Origin of the sequence: Arcanobacterium haemolyticum DSM 20595 (assembly GCF_000092365.1) — a bacterium.
GTDB classification, from domain to species: domain Bacteria; phylum Actinomycetota; class Actinomycetes; order Actinomycetales; family Actinomycetaceae; genus Arcanobacterium; species Arcanobacterium haemolyticum.
Window position 1 is genome coordinate 1,567,471 of the sequence record NC_014218.1, and the last position, 25,679, is coordinate 1,593,149.

Consider the following 25,679-nt stretch of genomic DNA (forward strand, 5'->3'; position numbering starts at 1 on the left):
ATGACTAGACCAGTATCCCCCATTGATGCCCTTGCAAACGAATTCTGCCAGAAGATCCTTAACGAATCGCCGGAATTCGTCACATCGCTCGGCCTACCAGGCGCCGATGAATCCACATTTTCTGACTATTCCCCAGAAGGATTAGCGAAAATGGCAGATATCCAGCGCTCCACTCTTGCCGCAATTGATGCACAAGAACCTACGGACGCCGTTGATCGCGTAACCGTAGCCGCCATGAAAGAACGGCTCGGGCTAGAAATTGAATCCTTTGATAATACCGAATTTGGCGACATCAACAACATCACCACGCCACTTCAAGGCGTTGCCGAAATCTTTGACCTCATGCCATCCGATACTGCCGCCGATTGGGAGCTGATCACTGCCCGCTTACGCAACGTTCCTCAAGCCCTCAAAGGCTGGCAGGAGACCCTCCTTCTCCGCGCAGAACACGGCCCAGCCAACGCAACACGCCAGATTAACCTCGCAATCGACGAAGCCGCACAGAAAGCCAGCGACGCATCCGGGATCGCTTCCCTCGCTGAGCGTGGCGCCGCAGCACACCCACAGCTAGCCGATACTCTCTGCGCAGCAGCAACAGACGCCCGCGCAGCCTACGCTGAACTCTCCGAATTCCTCAAAGAAAAGATCGCTCCGCACGGCGGCGAACGTGACGCTTTTGGCCGCGAACGCTACGAACGCAGGATCCGCCAGTTCGTTGGCGCAAAACTCGACCTCGATGAAACCTACGAATGGGGCGTCGCCGAACTGACGCGTATCATTGCAGAACAGAACCGGGTCTCTGAAGAACTCTATGGCCCAGGAGTCAGCATTCCTGCAGCCATGGAACGCCTGAACAACGATCCAACCCGGATGCTACACGGCAAGGATGCACTCCAGACATGGATGCAGGGCATCTCCGATCAGGCACTCAACGATCTGGCTGGCACTCATTTTGAGATTCCAGAACCCATGAAGAAGATCGAATGCATGATCGCCCCATCTGGCACGGGCGCCATCTACTACACGGGCCCATCGGACGATTTCTCCCGCCCAGGCCGCATGTGGTGGTCTGTTCCAGAAACATCCACCACGTTCACGACATGGCAGGAAAAGACCACGGTTTACCACGAAGGCGTTCCCGGCCACCACCTTCAAATCGGATACACGACGTTGTTGCGCGATCAGCTCAACATGTGGCGCCGGAACTTCTGCTGGGTTTCAGGCCACGGCGAAGGCTGGGCTCTATATGCCGAAGGTTTGATGCGCGAGTTGGGTTACATGAACGATCCAGGTGACTACATGGGGGTCCTCGACGCCGAACGGTTGCGTGCTTCCCGCGTGGTACTTGACATCGGGGTTCATTTAGAAAAGCCGGCACCGGCCCAATACCAGCACATCTCCCCTGTGTGGAACCGCGATGTGGCATGGCAGTTCTTGCAGGATAACGTGGCGATGGATCGTTCGTTCTTGCAGTTTGAGCTCAACCGCTACCTCGGCTGGGCTGGCCAAGCTCCGTCATACAAGATCGGCCACCGCATGTGGAAGCAACTGCGGGCTGACGCAGAACTGCGCGATGGTGCCAACTTCAACCTTAAAGATTGGCACACGCAGGCACTCTCCCTCGGTTCGGTAGGCTTGGACGTGTTACGTGAGGCGATGGCATGAATCTCTTGCTCGGTTCAGCATCCCCTGCACGCCGCCAAACCCTGATCAACGCAGGCATCACCCCATCGGTGATGGTTGCCGATCTAGACGAAGATTCGCTAATCGCCGATTTTGCGACCCAACATCCTGATATGGATACGAGGAGTCTAGCTACTGCACAAGTCCAGCTACTTGCCACTAGCAAAGCTCAGGCGATCTATGAAGAAATGAGGCGACAAGGTAAGAACGCCACCGTCGTCGTCGGCTGCGATTCGATGCTCGAAATGAACGGAACCATCGCAGGAAAACCACACACCCCGCACATCGCGCGCGAACGCCTGCGGAACATGCGCGGAAACGTGGGATACCTCCACACCGGACACTGCGTAATCGATACTGCCACCGGGAAAATCTCCGAAGGAGTCTCCACCGCAGCCGTCCATATCGCCAACCTCACCGACGCAGAAATCGACGCCTATATCGCAACGGGAGAACCACTCCACGTGGCCGGCTCGTTCACTGTGGACGGATTCGGCGGGCCCTTCGTTGAAAAAATCGACGGCGACTACCACGGAATCGTAGGAATATCCCTTCCACTGCTCCGAACGTTACTCGCAGAACTCGGCCATTCGATCACCGACTTCTGGAACTAAAATAGGAACTTACGTCAATGAATTGTGGGGTTGTTTCACGTGAAGCAACCCCACAATTCATTTTCACGGCGTCCTATACCTGATAGTCAATCGGCTCCCGGAACCCCGAATATCCCCTGTTGCGTTCACTCAACGGAACCCAATCGCGTTCGTCCGCCCCAATATACACCTGCCGCGGGCGGCCAATCTTCTGCGCCGGATCGTCCACCAATTCGTGATACTGAGCAATCCACCCAGGCAACCGACCAAGCGCAAACAACGGAGTAAACATCTTCGTAGGGAACCCCATCGCCTTATAAATCAAGCCCGTATAGAAATCGACGTTCGGATACAAGTGGCGCTCCACAAAGTAATCATCCTCCAACGCAACCTGCTCCAGCTCGCGTGCCATATCGAACAATTCTTCATCACCAGAAAGCGACCCCAAAATATCGTCCGCCAAGCCCTTCACGATCTTCGCCCGCGGATCGTAATTCTTATAGACGCGATGCCCAAACCCCATCAGCTTCACATTGTTCGTCTTGTCCTTCACCTGGGAGACGAACTCCTTAATCGGCGTGCCTGATTCGCGCAGGTTATCCAGCATAGACAGCACGGCTTCGTTCGCACCGCCATGCAACGGGCCCGAAAGCGCTCCCACGCCCGCTGCCACCGACGCATAAATATTCGCCTGAGACGATCCCACAAGGCGCACCGTGGAAGTGGAACAATTCTGCTCATGATCTGCGTGCAGAATAAACAACTTGTCCAAAGCGTTCACGATCGTTGGATCAATATCGTGATTCTGGTACGGCAACGCGAACGTCATCCGGATGAAATCTTCCGTGTACGATTTCGCGGCGTCCGGGTACAGGAGCGGCAAACCCGTAGCGCGCTTCGAAATGTAGGCGATCATCGTGGGGAGCTTCGCCAGCAGCAACACTGATGCCAAATTTCGCTGTTCCTTATCCACCGGATCCAGCGTGTCCTGATAGTAGGTGCCTAAGCCGGCAACACCCGCTTGTAGGATGGACATCGGATGGCCAGAAGACGGGAAGGCCGTGAAGAAGGAACGGAAATCTTCATGTAAGAGCGTGTGGCGTTTGATCCGATGCGTAAAGGCCGCCAACGATTCCACGTCCGGCAACTGCCCATAAATCAGCAGGTAGGCCACTTCTAGGAACGAACAATGTTCGGCTAGTTGTTCGATCGGATAACCGCGGTACCGCAAGATCCCCGCATCTCCATCGATGTACGTGATTTCTGACGTGCATGAAGCTGTGTTGGTAAAGCCCGGATCTAGTGTGACCGTGCCAGTTTCGGCCAGCATTGTGTTGATCTTAAACCCGTCATTTCCTGAGACTGCCTGGACGCGTTCCAGTTCAAGTTCCTGGGCGTCCACGGTAAGGTGCGCGTTGTTTGCCATAGTGAGTCCCCTTTTCTCGCGGTTACCCCTTCAACGGTGGAGGAGCAACGTACGTTACACATCACACTACAACACTTTGAGGAAAATGTTTTGATGTTGAGATATTTTGTGGGTATGAAAATCCCCAGCATTACCGAAGTAACGCCGGGGAAATCATCATTTAATCGTTGATGCCCTGAGGAAGTTCGGCAATCAACGGGTGATCTTTCGCGATCGGACCAAGCTTCGTTGCGCCACCTGGCGAACCGAGATCATCAAAGAATTCAACGTTTGCCCGATGGTATTCGCTCCACTCTTCTGGCAGATCATCTTCATAGTAGATCGCTTCGGTTGGACACACGGGTTCGCATGCTCCACAATCCACGCATTCATCTGGGTGAATGTAGAGTGTTCGTTCACCTTCATAGATGCAATCTACTGGGCATTCATCAACACATGCCCGATCTTTCACATCCACGCATGGCAACGCGATAACGTACGTCATGGATTCCTCTTTCTCTTCTTTACGCTGTTTCCATTATCTTCCTGTAACGCGCTCAAGCGCTACTTGGCGTAATTACGCTACTCATGAGGTTCTTTATGAGGACACGTTACCGCATGGATAGGATCGTAGTGAACAGTGTGGCGAGAATCTTCAACGGGTTTGCCCTGTAGAGTCACGGTACGGCCCACGTCTACAGAGAAGCCATCTTTTGTATATGACGACGGCGAACAATCCGGCGCCGGATTTTCTTTCGTTTCTGCCTTCACATAACCGTACGGCTGGCCCTGGTGAACCTCCACGTTAAAATGCTTAGTTGACCACAATTTGGTGGTGAGTTTTCCGCCAGATACAAACGATTGAATCATCACGCCGTATGGGGTGGTGTTCTTCCATTTCACGAAGATTTTATCGTACCAAATTGTAGATTCGAGTCCCATTGGGTAGCGATCGTAGTACACGCTGTGAGGCGTGTGGGCCAGATCTTCTAGGCCAGCCCGGTAGCCAACATTAAACACGTTGGTAGCGAGTTGCGATAGGCCGCCGCCCAGCGCCTTCGAAGAGAACCCGTTAACGAACACTCCCGAAGCGCGGAACCCGCGTGATTCTTCCAGTGGGCCGAGTGCGGTTTGAAGATCGAAAGTCTCCCCTGGTTTCACCAAGGTATTCGACACGTATTGTGATCCAACGATGAGGTTTTTGGTCCGTACAGAATCGGACGTGATCGGGGTGGAGATTTCCGAAACAACTTCTTTAATACCGAGTTCTTCGGCGGCTTTTGTGGTAAGAGTTGGCTGAGAAACATCGATTTTTGCAGTGATTGTGCGGTTTTTTGTTTCGACGACGTGGCTTAGCTTGTGTGCGAAATCGTCAGCATCGATCTGTTCACCTTCTTGTGATGGCGCAATCGAAACGTCCGTATTTTTTATTGAGATGACTGCATCTTTGGCGTGTGTGAGAAGATCCGGGTGGGCGGTATCAACCTGTGAACGGAGTTTCTCCGGATTCACGTTGATGAGGAAATGTTTTTTATGTTCGATAACAAGAAGATCCGCGAGCTGTTCAGGATTCAGCTCAATATGTTTTTCTTTGACATCCACTGATACCGGCTGCGCAAGAAGCGGGGTGAGCGTGTTGTCAACGAATTCTTGTGCTTCTTTCGTGGTGATGTGTGCCGGACGTTCCACCGATGGAAGCGTTAGAGGCTCTTTTCCAAAGAACCAGGATTGAAGAAGTACTGCACGGCTCTTTGATACATCCAGTTTGCGAGCATTGCTAGAAGCCTTCACTACGGGCGTGCTGCCTTCGAAGGTAATGGAGGCATCTTCTCCTGCGCGCTCTACTTGCCCGGCCAGGGCAGTGAGTTGCTCATCGAGACTTTTCTTATCAGCCGTGAGCTGGGCATCCATCGCACTACCGCCCACAATGTGACGCCACAGATGTACTGGGTTTAGTGAAAATCCAGTAAGATCAGACAGGGTGGCATCATAATCAATCGCGATCTTCGCAACAGTAGGATCGATCGTTAATGGATCGTGTTCGATATCTTTGACAACGATCGCGCGTGGAGTGGCAAGCTGTGGCCCGAGTTCTTTTTCTAGCGCACCACGTGCCTGATCCTGTGACATGCCAGCAACGTTAACTCCAGAAATTGTTGTGCCTGATGGGATCTGCCCGGAAAAGGCAAGGGCCAAACCAACATAGAACACAAGTAGAATCGCACCAATAACGCCAGCGATCGCGGGGCGTGACCACGTTTTAACAGACGCAATAATTTTCATCATTTGGCCTGTTCTTCCACGATTTCTGCCCGAGGCTCTGCAGGAGGAAGTTCATGGCGCCCGAACCGTTCCCCAATCACAGGAACAATCACGCCTACCGCAAGAAGAATCAGCCAAGCATCAAGCGCCCAGGAATGATCCGTATACAGGTAGTCCCCACTGTTGGCTCCAAAAAGGAACCAACCAGTGGTGATCACCAATGTGGCACAGAACAGTATCCACCCAACCAAACCGGTTAGCCGGCTTGTCAGCCACGAACCGGAAATGATCAACCCGGTAGCAAGCCCCAACCCGATGATCGGTTGATCTAGAGGCCCAGAGTAGGCCACGAGGGAAAGGACTGCTGCCAAGAATCCGATGAATGCACCAGTAATGCCACGAATCATAGAGGACTACTTCCCAGCTGCACGCTTACGGCGGGCTGCTTCACGAAGACGTTCGGTTGTGTTCAGAATGACCTTGCGAACGCGAACGGTTTCAGGAGTGACTTCGATGCACTCATCATCTGCCGCGAATTCGATGCACTCTTCCAAGGTGAGCTTGCGGCGGGCCTGCAAGGTTTCGAACGCGTCTGCGGTAGCGGAACGCATGTTGGTCATTTCCTTGGCCTTCACAACGTTCACTTCCATATCTTCGTTGCGCGGGTTTTCACCAACGATTTGGCCTTCGTAGGTTTCTTCGCCTGGATCAACAAAGAAGGTGCCGCGATCTTCCAAACGCTGCAAGGAGAACGCTGTAACTTGGCCGGAGCGATCAGACACGAGGGATCCGGTGTTACGCGATTCGATTTCACCAGCCCATGGAGCATAGCCCTCTGAGATGGAGGCGGCGATACCCGTTCCGCGAGTCTGGGTAAGGAACTGGGTACGGAAGCCGATCATGCCACGCGAAGGCAACACGAATTCCATGCGAACCCAGCCGCTACCATGGTTGGACATGGTAGCCATCTGCCCCTTACGGGCAGCCATCAACTGAGTAACTGCACCCAGGTGTTCTTCTGGAACATCGATGGTTGCGCGCTCCCATGGTTCGTGAATAACGCCATCGATCACACGCTTCACAACTTGTGGCTTGCCAACGGTGAGTTCGAATCCTTCACGGCGCATAGTTTCCACCAAAATCGCGAGCGCCAATTCGCCACGATCCTGCACTTCCCACGCGTCCGGACGATCGGTTGGGAGAACACGGATGGAAACGTTACCCACGAGTTCTTGAGTCAAACGATCGCGTACCTGACGTGCAGTGAGCTTGTGCCCCTTCACCTTGCCAGCCAATGGAGAGGTGTTGATACCGATGGTCATGGAAATGGCCGGATCATCGATGTGGATTCGTGGCATTGGGCGCGGATCTTCCAGATCCACCAATGTTTCACCAATCATAATGTTTGGCATACCTGCCACAGCCACGATATCGCCTGGGCCTGCGGTGGTTGCTGGAACACGTTCCAGGCCTTGGGTACGCAGAAGTTCAGTGATATGCACACGCTCGATGTCAGATTCTGGGCCGTTGGCAAGGCCAACCCATGCACCCTTCTTTAGTTCGCCGGAGTAGACGCGAACCAACGCAAGACGGCCCAAGAATGGGGACGCATCCAAGTTGGTTACCTGGCCAACCAGCGGGGCATCTTCTTCATATGTTGGTGCCGGAATGTATTCGAGGATCGCACGGAAGAGCGGTTCCAAGTTTTCGTTTGCTGGGAGTTCGCCATCACGTGGCTGTTCGGTATCTGCACGGCCAGCCTTAGCAGCCGCATAGATAACTGGGATTTCCAGCAGACGATCCAGATCCAGATCCGCATCATCAATATCGGAGGCCAGGTTCAGCAGCAGATCCTGCGCTTCGTCCACGACTTCACTGATACGAGCATCTGGACGATCAACCTTGTTAATGACTGTAATAACAGGCATATTGGCTTCAAGTGCCTTGCGCAGCACGAAGCGAGTTTGCGGGAGCGGGCCTTCGGAGGCATCCACCAAAAGAACAACGCCATCAACCATGGACAGGCCGCGCTCTACTTCACCAGAGAAATCGGCGTGGCCAGGGGTATCGATCACGTTGATGGTGACGCCTTCTGGCGCGCCGAATTCAGCGGCAGAAGGGCCGTGGTAGGTGATGGCCGTGTTCTTGGCAAGAATAGTAATGCCCTTTTCACGTTCCAGATCGCCTGAATCCATCACGCGCTCACCAGTTTTTTCAACGGTTGCGCGCGCATCGAACGCACCGCCTTGCCAAAGCATGCCGTCCACAAGCGTGGTTTTGCCGTGGTCAACGTGGGCCACGATGGCTACGTTTCGAAGATCGGCGCGTGTTTGAATCATAAAAAGTCCCTTAAATATTATTCCGGTACGAATGACATTATTTTACGACGCACCTCCGACACTATTCGTGTACACCTGACGAAATGCGAGCGAACAAACAGGGGATTTATCGATGTCGGAGTGGTTGCGGTGGATGCACAAACCACCTGAACCTGACACAATATGGGGTATGAATCTAATTTTACGTGGCGAAAAGAGCCACTTTTGGGCGTTCTTGTTGTGGTTTTTTGCGGGGACTATTCTTCTTGCATCGACTATCAATGGGGGTATCGCAGAGTTTCTTTTCGCGATGCCGCTTGGCGCGTTTATTGGGTTCGTTGGATGGGCTGGCTGGTGGAACCCACGGCTCACGATTACCGATGAAAGAGTTATCGTGACAAACGTGGTTCGCCAGTTTTCGATTCCGTGGGAGGATCTGAGCGAAGCGTATAACCGCTGGGGGCTATATATCACCACGAAGTCTGGGAAAAAGATTCCCGTGTGGGCGCTTCCTTCCCGGGTTGGGTTGTTGCAGAATTCGTGGCGTGATCGCAACAAGAGCGAACCCGATCCAATTGATTGGAAGCATCCGCGTTCAGAAGAGATAGTTGTTCCGCTCAACTTTGCCGCGGATACGATTATGATTTTGCTCCACGCCGTGCGTTCTGATCCGGCGCTCCGCAGGCGTTTAGCGCTGGGAGCGCCGGATCAGAAGACGACGACGTTCGTGTGGCTTCCGCTTCCCATCCTAGGCACGATCGGCTTACTTACCGCCACAATTGTGACGTTCGCAATATTTTAATCTTGCTGCCACGTGTTCCAGAGGGACGCATATTGGCCGCCGAGCGCCACGAGTTCATCATGTGATCCGAGTTCGGCAACCCGCCCGTCGATCATCACGCACACACGATCGGCGTCGTATGCCGTATAAAGCCGGTGAGCAATCGAAATAACGGTACGCCCTTCCAGAACACGCCCCAACGCCAACTCTGCAGAACGCGCCACGGTTGGATCAAGCAACGATGTTGCCTCATCTAAAATGACCACGTCCGGATCTAGCAACACGATACGCGCCAACGCCAACTGTTGCGCCTGCGCAGGAGCAAGATCGCGGTGCCCTGAACCCACCTTAGTTTCCAGCCCATCAGGCAGATCACGCACCCAGGTAGCATCCACGATATCGAGAGCGTCCCACAGCCGAACATCGCGCGCCTGCGGCGATGCAAACCGCAAATTATCAGCGATCGTCCCTACAAACACGTGATTTTCTTGAGTTACTAGGGCAACCGACGAATGAAGATACTTCTCCTCAATCTTCGTCACTTCCACGCCGCCAATCGTAAGCGATCCCGATGTTGGCGCATTAACTCCAGCAATCAAACGGCCCAAAGTCGATTTGCCAGCCCCGGACGGCCCCACAATCGCAACGCGTTCTCCCGGCGCAACGCTCAGATCGACGTCGTCCAAAACTGTTACCCCGTCACGGTAAGAGAAGGAGACTCCGCGAACGTCGATCGCGTCGCCGATCGGAAGATCCTCCCCCGCAACGCGATCCGGCGGAACCTGGGCCACGCCAAAAATACGTGCGAGTGCCACCGCAGCAAACTGCATTTCGTCAATCCACCACGAAAGCTCATCAATCGGGCCGCGAAGTTGCTGAGCATACAACGCAACCGCTGTCACGGCGCCAACCGACACATAACCCAGACCAATCAACCAAGCGCCCCACAACACCGCGATGATCACCGGCGAAAACAACACAATCACCATGCCCGCACCAAAAATCGCGCGCATCGTTGCCGAATACCGTTCGTTCTCCCAATGTTCAGCCATCAAGGTCATGGTACGGCGAACGCGATGCTCCCCCATCGCAAGCGAATCAATCGTCTCAGAATGCTCAACTGTTTCCGCAATATCGCCAGAAACTTCCGCATACAATGCAGACGATGCCAAGTAGGCCGCGATAGTCCGGCGCAAATACTTACGAACCACAAAGAACACCGGCACAAAGGACAACGCCACCACGAATCCGATCCGCCAATCCACCAGCAACGCGGCAATCACTGTAACCACCACTTGCATCGACAGCATCATGATTCGCGAAATACCCACACGCACGATGAACTCGATCCGGTCCACGTCCGTTGTGGTGCGCCCAAGAAGATCGCCCGTACCCGCCGATTCCACGGTGGAAAGCGGCAGATGAGTCACAGATTTTACCAGTTCAACGCGCAAATCGTTAAACACCTTCTGCCCCAGTACGCGCGAGACGTATTCGCCGTAGCCGGCCGTCAACGATTGCACAATCACCGCCACGATCAAAATGATGATATTCGTGCGAATCACCGAACCTGCCACGCCCTGATTCACCGCGTCCAATGACGCACCAATCACCCACGGCGTGACCACCGTAGCCAGCGCCACCATCAGTTGCACAACCAGAACAAAAATCAATTCTGATCGAAACTTCGCCACCAACGCTCCCAACTGGCGCATAATCGTTGCATTTGAAGCTATAGGGAGTTTCATGCCTGGGCCTCCTCTGACTCGGTTTCCGATTCGTGTTCTGGTTCGCTCGCACGGTGAACGATCGCGTGATAATCGGCGCGTTCGCTCAGTTCCGCATGGGTTCCGGTAGCGATCACATGCCCGGTTTTGTCTAAGAAAATCACGCGATCTGCCTGGTGCAAAATGATTGGAGATACGGAAACGATCACCGTTGTTTTACCGCGGCGCTCATTGTAGAGGGCTTTGGATATGCGCAGTTCCGTATGCGAATCCACGGCTGACGTCGGTTCGATCCCAATCAAGATCGGAGCGTTGGTAGCCACAGCTCGCGCAAGAGAAAGGCGCTGACGTTGGCCGCCAGAAAGCGATCGGCCGCGTTCAGCCACATAGCCATCCAGGCCCTCATCGAAGCCGTGGATAATATCCGTAGCATCTGCAATGGCAAGAACGCGCATGAGATCCCTCTCCGAAGCCGCGCCCGGCTGAGGGAGGTGATCACGCGTGGCTACTCCTGCCCCATCTCCAGTATCTGCCATCTGGGTTTCGATCGGGCGCGGAAGCGGCTCATCCGCATGTCTGCCGTTCACGTTCGAACGTAACCTACCCTGGAACAACTGAGCAATAGCACCAGATAGAACAATGTTGTCACGAACGTTTGATACGGGAAGAGTACGAATATCGATATCGTTGCTATCCCACGTAACACGAATAGGAGAATCATCAACCCGAGCAAAACGTTGGGCCACCCCGGCAGAGATATCCGGGCGTGCTGACACGATCACACTCATACAGCCAGATTCGATCACAACGCCACGTTCGTCGTCGATCAAACGAGCCCGCGACCAATCCGGAATCGGAACCGAAGGATCTTCACGATCGGAAGAAATCAACGGTTGCGATTCCAAAATCCGTTCGATGCGGCGGGCGCCTACGCGAGCGTCCGTCAACATCTGGAAAAAATTTGTTGCTGACGAAACGGGGACAGCCAAATACGCCGTGTACCCGTAAAACGCCACAAGGTTGCCGTAGCTGAGCTCCCCCGCATACACAGACCACAGGCCCAGCGAAATCACAATCGCGCTGAACAACGCGGGAACCGCGGTGGTCAAACCGCCTAAGACCGCCTGAACCAGCGCCGCCTTGATACCTGTGTCCATGACATGGCGGGACTGCTCTTCGTACCGTTCGTTGTAGGAGCCTTCACCGCCAACGCCGCGAAGCACGCGGAGCCCCACCACGGCATCCGACGCGAGCGTAGTCAATTTTCCACGCTCCTCGCGGTTCTCGGCTAGGCGCTTATGCAATGGCTTAATCAACAAAGTCATCAACGCCACGCTGATCGGCAGACCAATAGCCACCACAAGCCCCAACATCACATGAGTTTTCAGCATCAACACAACTATCACGGCAAATGACGTTAACGATGCGATTGTTGATGGAATCGAATACATCAGGTTGCCAAGTTTTGGCGAATCGGAGGTGGCAGCCGAAACAATTTCTCCCGACGGAATCGCATTTCGGCCCCCATTACGCATGCCGGAGACGTGCGTGACGACGTCCCGGCGCCACGCGAATGCACCACGCATCCACACCACCACGCCCAAGGGCTCGCCCAATGATCCGAGCGCACGAACACCCACGATAAAGCACATGAGTAAACAGCCAGGAATCAGCGAAGCTTGGAGCCCCTGCTCAAGCCCCGAATCAAGAAAGATGCCCAGCGCCCACGGAATCAGTGCCGAACCAACAAACATAAACAGGAAAGCAATCGTGGCAGCAAGGAGTATCCGCCAATTTTGCCGAACCATCGAACCAATCACACGATCCGGATCGCCCTGAGGCGTGGCATCAAATGTCATAAACTGCGGCCAGCGGGCCGGATGAGGCCCTACTTCAAACTGGCGATCTGTGAGGGACCGTTTCCCGCGCTCATCTGGCGTTTGTAGATGTGAACGCGTGGAATAGCGGCGAAAGGGAAAAGATACAGGAAAGGTAAAAATATTCTTCATCATACGTATTCTTTGCTTATGGTTTCGCTTGATTGTAGGCGTTGCTGAACGCGCGCCGCTAAGAGCGCATAGTCAAAATAGACGCGAAACGATACGGATTTCTGGAGTAGTGCGCAAGCTACACGTGCGCAAAAGTGTTAGTACTCAACAGATGGTGGCTTATAGCCACCACAATCACGACAGCAACAGTGTATACATCATGAATCCACACTAACACGTTCCATTTTCTTCTACAAAAGCTCAGAAGAATATCCTTCTTACAAAAAACTCACCCAGAGCCGGCGATAGGCCCTTATATGGACCTATCGCCGGAAATAAGTGAGTTTTTCGTATTGGCTGGCATGCGCTTCGGCTGGCATGCACTGGCCAATAACAGCGCCGGAGCAGATAGCCGGAAACGGATTGAGGGCCGGGAATTTCCCGGCCCTCAGAGGCTGCACTTAGCAGGACCCTCTATGTTGTGCGATCGTTCAGATTCACTCGGTGTAGCCGATATTTTCTGGAAGGATCGTTTCGAATGCCGTCGCACCAAAGTTAGCAAGGTTTGCTGGCACGGCTCTCAAAGTTGCCCGGTAGTAAACTGGAATAGTCATAACATTATCCCAGATAATCTTGTCAACTTCGTTAGTCATCTTGATTCGCTTCTCATTATCTGACTCACCTGAAATCTTATCGATGTACTTATCGATTTCTGGATCAGAGACCTTCGAGAAGTTAGACTGCGAACCTGTACCGTAGATTTGGCCAATGTTGTTCATTGGGTACGGAGTTCCACGCCAACCGAAAGCAATCGATTCAAACTCTCCAGAATCAAGCACGTTGGAGAATTCCTTTGCCGGAACATCAGTAAACACAAGGTTGATACCAATATTCTTCATGTGTTCCTTGAGGAGGGCTGCGGCAGATTCAGACGTTGGAACGCCTGTTAAACGAGTGAACTTGAAGGAGAGTTCCTTGCCGTCTTTTTCGAAGAACTTAGTCTTCTCATTCATCTTGTAGCCTAGTTCTTCAAGATCCTTCTTCGCGCCTTCAGGATCAAACTTTACAGAGTTATCCTGGTAGCCCTTCTGGCCTGGCATGAAGAAGTGGTTTCCGAGGGAAAGATCAAGACCGTCAACTGGCAACCCGGCCATATCGGTAGCCAAGAAGTCAGTCGCATCGATACCCTTTTGGATTGCACGACGCACCTTAACATCCTTCAGTGCCTCAGCCTGTGAGTTAAGGGTGATATGACGCCACTGAGTGGAGGCAGATTGCTTAACAACTGCGTTCTGACGCCCCTTGACGAGTTCGTAGGTTGGCGCATCAACGATCTGACTAACCACATCGAGCTCATTGTTTGCAAACGCCTGAGCTTGTGCCTTCGCATCGAGGGTAGAGAAAGTTACAGTATCAAGCTTAGCCTTAGGCCCCCACCACTTTTCATTGCGCTCAAGGGTGATACGCTTGGTGGCTTCATCAATGCTCTTAAACTTGAATGGTCCAGCAACATACTGGTTCAGAACGTTAACATCTGCAGCAACCCAGCCCGTGTTGAACACAGTTGCATCGCTTGTGCCCTTTGCGGCTACTGGCTCAGAGAGAACAGCTGCCCAATCCGGATACTCGCGATCGAATTTCACAACCACTTCAAATTGATCTTTACCAGGTTCGATAGAGAGGATTTCTCTCCATCCATCTTGGGAAGCACAATCGAAACCAGTATCTGGCGTTTTACATGCGTTCCAGTTAGCTTGGTAATCAGCAGCCGAAATTGGGGTGCCATCATACCACTTTGCTTCTGGGTTCAAGGTTAGAGTGACAGTCATTTTAACGTCACCATCAGCCTTGTTATCAACCTTGTAAGATTCCAAGAACGTCTTGTTTGGTTCCCATGTGCCGTCTTCTGCAAACTTAATGTTTCGAGGAGACATGTATGCCCACAAATCACTATTCTCTACGGTGTTCCCATTTACGTGTATCGGATTGTAGTTCGTTGGCAATGCATTAAAGGCAAGACGAAGGTTTCCGCCTTCCTTCAACTTAGCTGGCTCGACTCGATTGATGTCTGACGCCGGAAGTTCCGCAGCTTTATTGCTCTTACCATCAGTAGCTGCTGGCCCTGAGCATGCGCTCAGTGCAAGTGCGGACGCTGCAAGGAGAGCAACTCCTGCTTTCTTGATTCGCATATCTGGTCCTCCTCTAGGACATAACTCCCATACATACTTACGCGGAGTGTTACGAATAGACTAAACCATATTTCAATAAAAGGTAAATTCATTTACCATTTATTTTACGAATTGTGGAAAAAAATACATTCAGGCGGCTGGTATTCCAGCCGCCTGAATGTATTTACACAGATATAGCAGTTATGTGCGCGGTAGCTATCCTAGAAAAGGGCAGCTGGCCGCGGATAATAACACGCAGCTTGGTGATCTTGCGCCAGCGAAACGAACTCTGGATGCTTTGCATCACACTTCGCTTTCTCTGAATCGCCAAGTGTCTTATAAAGTGGGCATCTCGTAACGAAACGGCATCCCTTTGGCGGATTTGCTGGAGAAGGCAAATCGCCTTCTAGGATAATGCGATCGCGATTCCGTTCCTTATGAGGATCAGGAATTGGAATGGCAGACAAAAGAGCTTGCGTGTACGGATGCTGCGGTGATTCGAACACTGAATCCACATCACCAATTTCCACAATCTTACCCAAATACATCACCGCAACACGATCAGCAATATGGCGAATAACCGAAAGATCGTGCGCAACAAAGAGGTAAGAGAGTGACATCTTCGAACGCAACTCATCAAGCAAATTAATAACACCTGCTTGAATAGAGACATCCAATGCAGAAACCGGTTCATCAAGAATAAGGAGCTTCGGTTCCAAAGCAAGCGCACGAGCAATACCGATACGTTGCCGCTGCCCGCCAGAGAAATTACGTGGATAACGGTTGACATGCGCTGGTTCAAGCCCAACCATCTTCATGAGTTCTGCTACGCGGCCTGGAATGTCTTCTTTCTTCCAGCCACCATAACGCAATGGTTCCGCGATAATATCAAACACCGGGAATCGTGGATCTAGCGATGCCATTGGATCTTGGAACACCACCTGCAAATCCTGCCGGATCCGCTTACGATCACGCGCATTAAGCTGTGCGGTATTCTCCCCCATAACAACAATATTGCCGTTTTGTGGCTTCACCAAGTCCAAAACTTGCATCAACGTGGTGGTTTTACCCGAACCAGATTCGCCCACTAAACCAAGGGTTTCACCTGCACGGATGTCAAGATCGATACCATCAACTGCGTGAACAGTGCCCACCTGGCGGCGGAACACTGATCCCTTCATGAGTGGGAAGTAACGAGTCATATTTTCAACGCGAAGCACTTCTTCACGTTCAAAACGAGACGTGGTGAAAGGCGGTGGCACTGCAGCAGGAAGTGGGTAAATATCTGTATATTTACGAGATTCATGGCGGATTTCGTCTGCACGCTTACACGCCACACGATGCCGGTAGCTATCAGAGCTCTTGACATCATCAAGCCCCGGTTCACCATCCAAACAGCGCGGTTGAGCAACTGGGCAACGAGCCGCAAACGGGCAACCAGTTGGCTCAAAGAGCATCGATGGCGGGTTTCCTTCAACAGCAGCTAGCTGGTATTCCTTCTTAGAATCAAGGCGTGGCAACGATCCCAGCAAACCAATCGTGTATGGCATAGCTGAGTGGTAGAAAATTTCATCCACGGAACCAGATTCAACTACACGGCCAGCATACATAACCGCAACTTTATCGGCCAAGCCTGCAACAACACCCAAATCGTGGGTAATCATGATGACAGCCGCACCAAGTTCCTTTTGAGCCTGACGCAAAACGTCAAGAATCTGAGCTTGGATAGTGACGTCAAGAGCAGTAGTTGGTTCGTCCGCGATAATCAGTTCTGGCTTGTTCGCGATTGCCATCGCAATCATTGCACGTTGCCGCATGCCGCCCGAAAATTCGTGTGGGAAAGCCTTGACACGAATTTCTGGATTAGGAATACCTACAGTGCGAAGAAGTTCAACGGCGCGTTCTCGATATTGGGCATCGCTCAAGTCAGAATCATGAACCTTGAGCGCTTCGATAATCTGATCCCCAATTGTGTAAACCGGAGTTAATGCTGAAAGCGGATCTTGGAAAACCATGGCCACTGTTTTGCCACGAACATTACTCATGTAAGAATCTGATCGGCCTAAAACTTCCGTGCCATGTAGCTTCACAGATCCGTCTACCTGAGCAGATTGATCCAAAAGCCCCATAATAGCCATCGACGTGACAGATTTACCTGAACCAGATTCGCCTACGATGCCAAGGACTTCCCCTGAATTAACGGAAAAATTCACACCGCGAACTGCGTGAACGATTCCGTCTTCTGAAGGGAAACGTACGTGAAGATCGGTGACATCAACGATCGGCACACCAGCTTTTGCGCGTGGGAGATCGTCGTTTTCAAATGTCATCACATTCTTTTTCTTGCTCATGCTTTTCCTCCAGACTTCGAGGTTGGATCAATTGCGTCACGCAAACCGTCACCAATGAAATTCACGGAAACGAGCATGAAGACGAGTACAAGAGCCGGTGGCACAAACAGCCAGGAATGGGTCAGTGCCGATGCTTGGCCTTCACCAATTAAGCGTCCAAGCGAAATTTGTGGATCCTTGATACCTAAACCAAAGTACGACAGCGTTGTTTCAGCAAGAACTGCACCTGCAATCCCCAACGTGAAATCGATGATCAGCAAGGAAGAGATGTTCGGGATGATATGCCGAGTGATGACGACGAAGGGTGGCACTGACATGTATTGAGCCGCATTGACGTAATCAAGATTTTTGACAGACATTGTCATAGAACGTACAACACGTGCCGTAAGCATCCAGCCAAACAGCGCAAGCAAGAAGATCAACACGATAACTGATCCTGATTGCCCACCTAGCCGCTGATTAATCACCGCGATAAGAAGGAATGACGGGATGACTAGCATCAAATCGATCAGCCATGAGCCTGCCTTGTCAATCCATTTGCCAAAGTAGGCGATTGAGGAGCCAAAGAGAGCTGCCCATCCGGTTTGGATGAAGGCAACAGCAAAACCGATCATGAGGGACGTACGCAAGCCCTCGATTGTCAAAGCGAAAAGATCGCGCCCACGGTTATCTGTTCCAAACCAGTGAGTGGCACTTGGCGCTTGTAGTGGCGCGGTACGATCTCGGGTTAAATAATCCCAGGGGCTGATATATGATCCGAAAAATGCGAAAAGGACGATGCCAACAAGCATGAATACGCCAAGAACGGCAGTCCAGTTTCGTACGAAACGACGCCGTACGAGCTGGCCACGGGTGTAGCGATGCGCTGATTCCAATCGAGCTTTAGTAACTTCTGCCAAGCGTGATTGAACTTCATCAACTTCTGCTTGGGTAACCATAGGTGAATGTTGTGTAGCGTTCATCAGCCTACCCTTACTCGTGGATCAACTAGAGAAATGGCAACGTCAGATAAGAATGCACCAGTTAGCGTACAGGTTCCAGCGAACGCAACAACAGCTGCTGTTCCATTAATATCGGAACCGGTAATCGTTCCCACAGAGTAGATGCCCATACCGTTCCAGCCATAGACCTGTTCGGTGATTGCAGCACCCAAGATGAGTGTTGCGATACCGAATGCGAAGTATGTGGCAATTGGTATGAGGGCGGTGCGGAGCGCGTGTTTGCGAATGGCGGTGCCGAAGCGCACTCCTTTTGCACGAGCCGTGCGTACATAATCCGCCCCGAGGGTATCGAGCATCAAGTTGCGCTGGATTCGCGAATATGAGGCAACTGACGCCAATGCCATACTGATCGTTGGCAACAGCAGGTGTTGGGCACGATCTAGCAGTGCTGGGAAAAATCCAGTGGGGGGTACTGCCGATGTTGGGCCAATGAAGTTAAAGATTTGATAGCCGGCAAAGTTATTTGCGTATGTGGCCCCGATTTGCAAGAACACGGCGATAACCATTGCAGGTGTAGAAATGATCACCATTGCAATGATCGTGATGAGGCGATCACGCTTGGAGTACTGGTGAACTGCAGCCCATGCACCAAGGGAAACGCCACCAATAATTCCAATAAAGAAGCCAAGGAAAACGAGCTGGAGAGAAATCGGCACTCGATTTGCGATTTCAGCATTGACGCTATTTCCGAGTGGGGAGTGGCCCCAATCCCAGTGGCTAATCATACCAACCCAGTTAAAGAAGCGATCAAGAATCGGATCTGTTGGGTTAATGTTCCACCCGGTAAGTCGCTGATCAACGGTTCGAACAACCTCTTCGTAAGGAATGTTCTTACCAGATGTAATTTCCGCTTCAATGAGCATCGAACGCGGATCTAGCTGAGTGCCAGCAATAAAGTAGGCAAGGGTTACTGCCACTACCAGCAAAAGCAGATAGTTAAGCAGTCGCCGAAGAATGAACTTTAACATGCGAGGCTTTCTGTCCGGCGGTGTTCTCCGCCTCGCGGGGACGATAAAACACCGGTTTTCTTATTCTCTTATTTTGGGAGTGTATAACGGATAGCCATACTGACTCACATTTTAATGCAACTTTGTGGGTAAATTACCATTCGGTCCTACCCTAATGCACACGATATCTAATTATCTCGATTGAAAGTTATCTTAACCAATGGCGAACTAAGCGACATCACATACTCACAAGTCGCATAAGACTAACGTCCCGGACTACGCTTATTGGTGTGCAGATCGTTAATTTATTATCGTGTGGCCCACTCCCATACATGGATGTGGACTCCCTTCAGCGTTTTCTTCACGCACGAATTGCTTGTGGTTCCGAACCAGACACGCTCATTGTGTGGGAGGCGGACCATACATACACTGCTGGACGGCGCACACAGCCACAAGATATTCCGAACGACGACGTTCCGGTGATCGCCATGGACCGCGGCGGGTCTGTCACTTACCATGGTCCCGGCCAGTTAGTGATCTATCCCATTGTTAAAGTCACGCCACCTAAAGACGTCGTTGCCTTCGTTCGCACAACAGAACAGCTCCTTATTAAGGCGGTAACATCGTACGGCCTCACAGCGAAAGCCGTAGATGGCCGATCCGGAGTGTGGATTAACGCAGCTGATACTCCCACACATATCGAATCGAAACTCTGCGCAATTGGCATCAAGTTCGCAACAGATACAACGATGCATGGCATGGCTTTTAACGTCACTACAGATCTTGATCGCTTCATGCGCGTGGTCCCATGCGGAATCACCGATGCAGGCGTCACGTCGCTCCAACAACTCGGCGTCACCGCAAGTCTAACTGATGTTGCACAGCACCTCATACCATTCTTGAGCGATGGATACCAGAAGTTCTTGGCGCGTCCAGACCCCTGCGTCGTCGTCCATCCACACCCAACCCAGTTATTAAACGAAGCCCTGGCTTCTCACCCAACTGTGCCAGCGCGAACCGGCGTAGCATGGAACAAAGAATCTAAGGAGGCGCCGTGGCCGTCGCAGACCGCGTGAACCCAGAACATCGCAAGCTCCTGCGCGTCGAAGAGCGCAACCGCGAAACCCCAATCGAAAAGAAGCCAGGCTGGATTAAAACCACAGCAACTGTCGGAAGCGAATACACAGATATGCGCAACCGAATGGAAGGTGCCAGCCTCCACACCGTGTGTGCAGAAGCAAACTGCCCAAACATTTACGAATGCTGGGAAGATCGCGAAGCATCGTTCCTCATCGGAGGCGATATTTGTACACGCCGGTGCGATTTCTGTTTCATCAAAACAGGAAAACCAACGGAATATGATCGCGACGAACCGCGCCGCGTGGCCGAATCCGTGGTCAATATGCGCCTGAACTACGTCACTGTTACGGGCGTGACTCGTGATGATCTTGACGACGGCGCATCCTGGCTCTACGCCGAAACGTGCCGCGAAATCCACCGCCAGTCCCCAACCACCGGCGTGGAACTTTTGATCGATGATATGCGCGGCGGCGAAGCCTCCCTTGCGCAAGTCTTCGAATCGAAGCCAGAAGTCTTGGCGCACAACCTCGAAACGGTTCCGCGAATCTTTAAGAAGATCCGCCCGGCATTCCGCTACGAACGTTCTCTCGATCTCATCACGTTCGCGTCCGAATCGGGGCTTATTACCAAGTCCAACCTGATCTTGGGCATGGGCGAAACGTGGGACGAAATCATCCAAGCCATGCAGGATCTGAAGGACGCACAATGTGACATCCTCACGATCACACAGTACCTGCGCCCCTCCCCGCTCCATCACCCGATCGATCGTTGGGTGAAGCCAAAGGAATTCGTTGAACTATCCAAGATTGGGTATGAGATGGGCTTTGCTGGGATCATGGCTGGGCCGCTGGTTCGCTCGTCCTACCGGTCTGGTTCCCTCTGGGCGCGTGCCATGAAGCACAAGGGATGGGAGATTCCAGAAAACTTGAAGGCCATCGGTGCATCGGCCGAACAGGGCCTGGGCGTTGGCGGTGGCCATGCCCGCCAGGAAGCAGCAACTCTTGTTGCTCGCGGGCATTGCTGATCGCGCATCATCTAACTCGCGCTGCTAAAGCGAACGGTGGCCTGGTTTGTGTGTGTGGATCTTCCACACACACAAACCAGGCCACCTGCCATCAGCATCAGATCCTGGCCAACACCAGTTCTTTGACCTCGGCCATGTTGATCTTGCCGTTAGCATTGGTTGGCAGAGCATCAACAACAACCAGCACACGCGGCGCCTTGAACCGGGCAATGTGGGCTTGAGCGAAGTCACGCACAGCCTTAACGCTTGGAGCCTCAAAACCTGGGCGGAGTACGATGGCCGCTGCAACAGCCTGCCCCCACACCGGATCAGGGATTCCCACCACGGCAGCGTCAGATATTTCTGGCATGTGGATCAGCACGTTGGAAACTTCTTCAGGGATCACCTTTTCGCCGCCCGTGTTGATCTGGTAACGCACGCGCCCAACAATCCACACGAATCCGTGCTCATCACGCCGGGCCATATCTCCTGTATAAAGCCAACCATCGCGGAATGCTTCGGCGCTAAAATCTGGATCCTTCCAGTATTCGCTCACCACGTTCGGGCCGCTAATCACGAGTTCACCTTCAGCAGCTTCGTTTCCGTCTGCCCCAACGATCTTGGCTTCCACGTGGGCGAACGGCATACCGATCGCGCCCCTGGCTTCATCTAGAAGATCCTGCGAGAGCATGAAACCGGATGCTGCAGCTTCCGTCATCCCCCACACGTTCAACGGGCGCAACCCGTGTTCTTCCATTCGCTTCAACAAGGCAGGCGGGCAAATCGCCCCACCGATCAGCGGCAACCGGAACGCAGAAAGATCACGCGCCACAAAATCCGGATGCGCCATCAACGCAGCATAAATCGTTGGCACCGCGAACATCATGGCCACCTTGCGGCGCTCCAGTTGCTCCAACACAATAGCCGGAGAAAATTCGCGCACAATCACAACGGTTCCGCCATGGCTAAACAGATCCAGCGTAGTCCCGTTAAAACCGCCAATATGCGTAAGCGGAACAGTCACCAATTCAACGTCATGATTCGAATACTCAAATCCTTCACGGAAGTTCTGCGAACCCCACCACAGATTTTCATGGCTCAAACACACGGCCTTCGGGCGCCCCGTAGAACCGGAGGTGAACAGCATCGCACCGCCCAAAGATTCCACATCAGCCAGATCAGGCAACACATCGCCCAGTTCAGCCGGATCAACCGCCGAATAGCTCGCCACCAGCCGGCGGTATTCGCCAGGAGCATCGGCGGCGGAAGCAGCCGCGTCGTCGTCAATAACAAAAAACTCAGCCCCACCGCACCCGGCTCGGTCAATGCCACGCACGGCAGTCTCTGGATCCGCCACAACCACGCGCGCACCCGAAAACCGCAGCAAATCTTCCAACTCCGGCACCGCGAAACGGAACGAAACCGGCACGAACACCGCGCCCAACCGGGCACACGCCACATGCAACAGCAAATGATACGGCGAATTGCGCGAAATCAGCGCAACCCGATCCCCCGCCCCCACGCCACATTCGGCCAGCATCCCAGCCAACTGGCGCGTAACCTGCGCAGCCTCCGCCACACGCACCGCCACGTCACCGTAATGAATCGCCACGCGATCCCCATGCCAGGCAGCCGCCTGATCTAACGAATATGCAGGGTTGAAATGCGGCTTCATGCACCCATCCAGTACGCTTCAAGGATTCGTGCCATCGCAAGCACATCTGCCGGATTCGTGATTTCACGAACTGAATGCATAGACAGCATGGCAACGCCAACATCTACGGTTGTCATGCCAAAACGGGTGGCGGTCAACGGCCCAATTGTGGTGCCGCACGGCATATCGTTATTGGATACGAATTCTTGAGTCGATACGTCAGCCACGTGTGCCGCCCGCAGCCAGGCCGCCGAACCGATGGCATCCGTGGCGTAGCGCTGCTGCGAATTGAGTTTGAGCAACGGGCCCCCACCCAGCACCGGGTGGTGTGCCGGATCGTGTTTGGCGATCTGGTTTGGGTTCACTGCGTGGCCTGCATCGGCGGAAATGCAGGACGAATTCGCGATGAAGCGCCAGTAGCCTTCGTCTCCTGCCATCGGGGAGGAATCAACGATGCGGCGCAAGGTGCTTTCCAAGATTGGCCCGCTGGCGCCCGTTGGGGTTCCGGAGCCGACTTCTTCATGATCGAATGCCACGAAGATCAGTACGTCCTGGCCATGTGCGTCTACCTCAGCGTTCCCAGCCACTGCCACGAATGCTTCCAGGGATGCGAAAACCGATGTGAGGTTATCTTGGCGCCCGGCGCAGAAGAAATCTTCTCCGTCCTTGCCACCATAGATCTGATATGGGGCCGTATCGTAGGCGTACAGATCGGTGCCTGCCACGGTGGCGGGATCGATTCCGGCTTGCGCGCAGATTTTGTCCATCACGGAGGCTTCGTTGCAGGACCAGATTGGATGGTAGTCCTTTTGGCGGGAGAGTTTGAGATCGTCGTTTTGGGAGCGATCCAGGTGAGGTGCCAGTTGTGGGATTGTCATGAGCGCATCGGTTTTCACCAGGTGGCGTTCGCCAGAGATGGTGACGATTTGGCCTGCGATGCCCAGATCGCGGTTGAGCCACGAGTTGAGGAGCGGCCCGCCGTACACTTCAACGTTCACATGCGAGTAGCCTTCGGTGGCGGTGTGTGCTTCGGGCTTGAGTTTGAAGGTTGGGGAATCCGTGTGGGAACCGATGATTCGAGCACCAGTTTGCGGGGTGAACGTTTCTGGGAGTTGCCATGCGATAACAGCACCGGAGATCACCATGACTCCGCGGCGCGTATCCGGCCATTCGTCTGTTTGTTCGGTTCGCGTAAAACCGGCGTCTTGGAGCCGGCGGGCAACATTTTCTGCCGCGTGGTACGAGGTGGGAGATTCAGTAATGAAGTCGCCAAAAGCTTGGGCGTAGGAACGTGGTGTGAAGGTATCAAGGTAACTCATACCTTCATTTTAGCCTTGTTACTTAATCGGCGCGTAACGCTCCTAGAAGGAAGAGCCACGCATCATGGCCTGGTCGAATTAAATCGACGTGGTTGGCACCTGGCACGATTGCGGTGCGTATTGTGGTGCTTGCGTTTCCGCGTACGCGTGCGAGTGGGATTGTTTGGTCATCTTCACCGTGGATGATTTGAATGTTGAGTTCATTGGCAACAAATCGTGCTTCGCCAAGTTCTTTCATGCGTGCTCTGGGATCGAGTTTTGTGTAGATTCCTGGCAGATTTTCTGGTTTTCCGCCGATCCAGAGTTCGATTCCGGAACCGTCTGGGTGGATGTCTACTTCGTTTGCGAGATGGCAGAATGGCGCGAGGCCGATCGCTTTGGTTGGGGGGAGGTCAGGGTCAAGGACGACGTCGATCGCTAGCGTTGCGCCCAGTGAATGCCCGATCCATGTTGCGTTGGCAAGTTGTGGAAGGTGGGCAAGGGTGTCAAGATCAGCAAGCGTAACATTGGGGTTTCCGCGTTCTTTGCGCATTTCGACGAGGGCTACCCGGTAGCCTTCTTCGCCTAGTGCGAGTGCTGCTGGGCGTGCGTGCCCTACTGAGAGTGGTGACCGGAATCCTCCGCCGTGAACGAAAACAACAGGTTGTCCTTCGGCAGGGCCGTACCATTCGATGAATTGTGCGGGGTCGGAACCGTATGGTTCGATTTCTTCGCTGGCAACACTCAGTGCCGCCAGGGTCTCAAGGACATGGCGTTCAGGACTATTTGGTGCTACCCCATCAAGGAACATGGGACAAGTATGGCGCAAATGACTAAAAATCTCACCTTCGTTCGGTGTAAGTACCGGAAGTTGAGTGATATGCCACGATCCACTATGAATTCGTGGCAGATATGTCCTATTTTTAGTTGACGTCCGATCCCAGATCCATAACAAACGCTCGCTGAGCAGGCGATTCAACGGATTCTGGGTTGTATTCTTGCTGTACGAGTTCGATGGCGTCGTGTGGTTCCATGCCGTCAAACACGGCTAAAATCGCGAGCGCCGTACCTGTTCGCCCCACGCCTCCAGCACACGTAATTTCTACTTTTTGGTGTTCTGCCGCATCCCATGCTTCGCGCAAGGTTTGGAGAGCTTGGGCGGAGCGGCGTGGTAGGCGGTAATCTGGCCAATCGATCGCAATGGTTTCATTTGCGCGTGAGATGACGGTTGGCGCACCGAATTTGTTGCCAACTGACGTGGTGAGAACAATGGAAAGATCTGCTTGCTCATCAGTGGCCACCCTCCAGGAGCGTCCTCTTATGCGCCGCCCAGAAGGTAGAGTGATCACTCCAGGGCCATCGGTCCACGTTGCCATAGCCCGCCTCCTTTGTTCCGTCAAATACGGCTTTGTGTGCAGTT

20 protein-coding genes are annotated in these 25,679 nt (G+C 53.0%); 5 read left to right on the forward strand and 15 right to left on the reverse strand.

Annotated elements, in window-relative coordinates:
• Both ARCH_RS07190 and ARCH_RS07195 read left to right on the forward strand, forming a co-directional pair.
• A complete protein-coding gene (locus ARCH_RS07190; protein WP_013170623.1) occupies positions 1 to 1,665 on the forward strand; it encodes a DUF885 domain-containing protein in 1,665 nt (554 codons plus the stop codon).
• On the forward strand, positions 1,662 to 2,297 hold the full coding sequence (locus ARCH_RS07195) for a Maf family protein (protein ID WP_013170624.1): 636 nt from the start codon (positions 1,662 to 1,664) through the stop codon (positions 2,295 to 2,297). Before ARCH_RS07190 ends, ARCH_RS07195 begins: the two co-directional genes overlap by 4 nt.
• Positions 2,298 to 2,370: 73 nt before the next feature.
• On the opposite strand, the gene ARCH_RS07200 is transcribed toward ARCH_RS07195, so the two are convergent.
• The 5 genes from ARCH_RS07200 to typA all read right to left on the reverse strand — a co-directional run bounded on the left by ARCH_RS07200 (position 2,371) and on the right by typA (position 8,279).
• The gene (locus ARCH_RS07200; protein ID WP_013170625.1) at positions 2,371 to 3,702 is read right to left on the reverse strand and encodes a citrate synthase; all 1,332 of its coding nucleotides are present in this window, start codon (positions 3,700 to 3,702) and stop codon (positions 2,371 to 2,373) included.
• Between the two features lie 160 nt (positions 3,703 to 3,862).
• Positions 3,863 to 4,186 carry a ferredoxin gene (fdxA, locus tag ARCH_RS07205; protein ID WP_013170626.1) on the reverse strand — a complete coding sequence of 108 codons (324 nt, stop codon included), beginning with the start codon at positions 4,184 to 4,186 and terminating at the stop codon, positions 3,863 to 3,865.
• Positions 4,187 to 4,263: 77 nt separating this feature from the next.
• Positions 4,264 to 5,967: a VanW family protein gene (locus ARCH_RS07210; RefSeq protein WP_041640417.1), complete on the reverse strand. Its 1,704-nt coding sequence runs from the start codon at positions 5,965 to 5,967 to the stop codon at positions 4,264 to 4,266.
• Complete coding sequence (locus ARCH_RS07215; RefSeq protein ID WP_013170628.1) at positions 5,964 to 6,350, reverse strand: hypothetical protein; 387 nt, start codon at positions 6,348 to 6,350, stop codon at positions 5,964 to 5,966. Before ARCH_RS07215 ends, ARCH_RS07210 begins: the two co-directional genes overlap by 4 nt.
• 6 nt (positions 6,351 to 6,356) lie before the next feature.
• Positions 6,357 to 8,279, reverse strand: coding sequence for a translational GTPase TypA (gene typA / locus ARCH_RS07220; RefSeq protein WP_111724947.1), 1,923 nt, complete (start codon positions 8,277 to 8,279; stop codon positions 6,357 to 6,359).
• Between the two features lie 172 nt (positions 8,280 to 8,451).
• Between typA and ARCH_RS09420 the strand changes: the two genes are divergently transcribed.
• A complete protein-coding gene (locus ARCH_RS09420; protein ID WP_049765842.1) occupies positions 8,452 to 9,063 on the forward strand; it encodes a PH domain-containing protein in 612 nt (203 codons plus the stop codon).
• On the opposite strand, the gene ARCH_RS07230 is transcribed toward ARCH_RS09420, so the two are convergent.
• From ARCH_RS07230 to ARCH_RS07255, 6 genes are all read right to left on the reverse strand, one after another.
• Positions 9,060 to 10,790, reverse strand: coding sequence for an ABC transporter ATP-binding protein (locus tag ARCH_RS07230; RefSeq protein ID WP_013170631.1), 1,731 nt, complete (start codon positions 10,788 to 10,790; stop codon positions 9,060 to 9,062). The genes ARCH_RS09420 and ARCH_RS07230 overlap by 4 nt on opposite strands.
• Positions 10,787 to 12,628 (reverse strand): ABC transporter ATP-binding protein, encoded by a 1,842-nt coding sequence (locus tag ARCH_RS07235; protein WP_187286506.1) that lies wholly within the window; start codon positions 12,626 to 12,628, stop codon positions 10,787 to 10,789. The genes ARCH_RS07230 and ARCH_RS07235 overlap by 4 nt, the downstream gene beginning before the upstream one ends.
• Before the next feature lie 626 nt (positions 12,629 to 13,254).
• On the reverse strand, positions 13,255 to 14,946 hold the full coding sequence (locus ARCH_RS07240) for an ABC transporter family substrate-binding protein (protein ID WP_013170633.1): 1,692 nt from the start codon (positions 14,944 to 14,946) through the stop codon (positions 13,255 to 13,257).
• A 200-nt stretch (positions 14,947 to 15,146) separates the two neighbouring features.
• On the reverse strand, positions 15,147 to 17,276 hold the full coding sequence (locus ARCH_RS07245) for an ABC transporter ATP-binding protein (RefSeq protein WP_013170634.1): 2,130 nt from the start codon (positions 17,274 to 17,276) through the stop codon (positions 15,147 to 15,149).
• On the reverse strand, positions 17,273 to 18,238 hold the full coding sequence (locus ARCH_RS07250) for an ABC transporter permease (RefSeq protein ID WP_013170635.1): 966 nt from the start codon (positions 18,236 to 18,238) through the stop codon (positions 17,273 to 17,275). Before ARCH_RS07250 ends, ARCH_RS07245 begins: the two co-directional genes overlap by 4 nt.
• Positions 18,238 to 19,245 carry an ABC transporter permease gene (locus tag ARCH_RS07255; RefSeq protein WP_013170636.1) on the reverse strand — a complete coding sequence of 336 codons (1,008 nt, stop codon included), beginning with the start codon at positions 19,243 to 19,245 and terminating at the stop codon, positions 18,238 to 18,240. The genes ARCH_RS07250 and ARCH_RS07255 overlap by 1 nt, the downstream gene beginning before the upstream one ends.
• Positions 19,246 to 19,514: 269 nt before the next feature.
• On the opposite strand from ARCH_RS07255, the gene lipB reads away from it, so the two are divergent.
• Entirely contained in the window at positions 19,515 to 20,300 is a 786-nt protein-coding gene (gene lipB / locus ARCH_RS07260) for a lipoyl(octanoyl) transferase LipB (protein ID WP_013170637.1), read from the forward strand.
• Positions 20,279 to 21,328, forward strand: coding sequence for a lipoyl synthase (locus tag ARCH_RS07265; protein ID WP_013170638.1), 1,050 nt, complete (start codon positions 20,279 to 20,281; stop codon positions 21,326 to 21,328). Before lipB ends, ARCH_RS07265 begins: the two co-directional genes overlap by 22 nt.
• Before the next feature lie 97 nt (positions 21,329 to 21,425).
• Here ARCH_RS07265 and ARCH_RS07270 read toward each other — a convergent pair whose 3' ends face one another.
• From ARCH_RS07270 to ARCH_RS07285, 4 genes are all read right to left on the reverse strand, one after another.
• Positions 21,426 to 22,982 (reverse strand): class I adenylate-forming enzyme family protein, encoded by a 1,557-nt coding sequence (locus ARCH_RS07270; protein ID WP_013170639.1) that lies wholly within the window; start codon positions 22,980 to 22,982, stop codon positions 21,426 to 21,428.
• A complete protein-coding gene (locus ARCH_RS07275) occupies positions 22,979 to 24,280 on the reverse strand; it encodes a M18 family aminopeptidase (protein WP_013170640.1) in 1,302 nt (433 codons plus the stop codon). Before ARCH_RS07275 ends, ARCH_RS07270 begins: the two co-directional genes overlap by 4 nt.
• 22 nt (positions 24,281 to 24,302) lie before the next feature.
• Positions 24,303 to 25,070 carry an alpha/beta hydrolase family protein gene (locus tag ARCH_RS09425; RefSeq protein WP_013170641.1) on the reverse strand — a complete coding sequence of 256 codons (768 nt, stop codon included), beginning with the start codon at positions 25,068 to 25,070 and terminating at the stop codon, positions 24,303 to 24,305.
• A gap of 112 nt (positions 25,071 to 25,182) precedes the next feature.
• Positions 25,183 to 25,560, reverse strand: a complete 378-nt coding sequence (locus tag ARCH_RS07285) for a protein-tyrosine phosphatase family protein (protein ID WP_049765843.1) — start codon at positions 25,558 to 25,560, stop codon at positions 25,183 to 25,185.
• Positions 25,561 to 25,679: the final 119 nt, after the last annotated feature.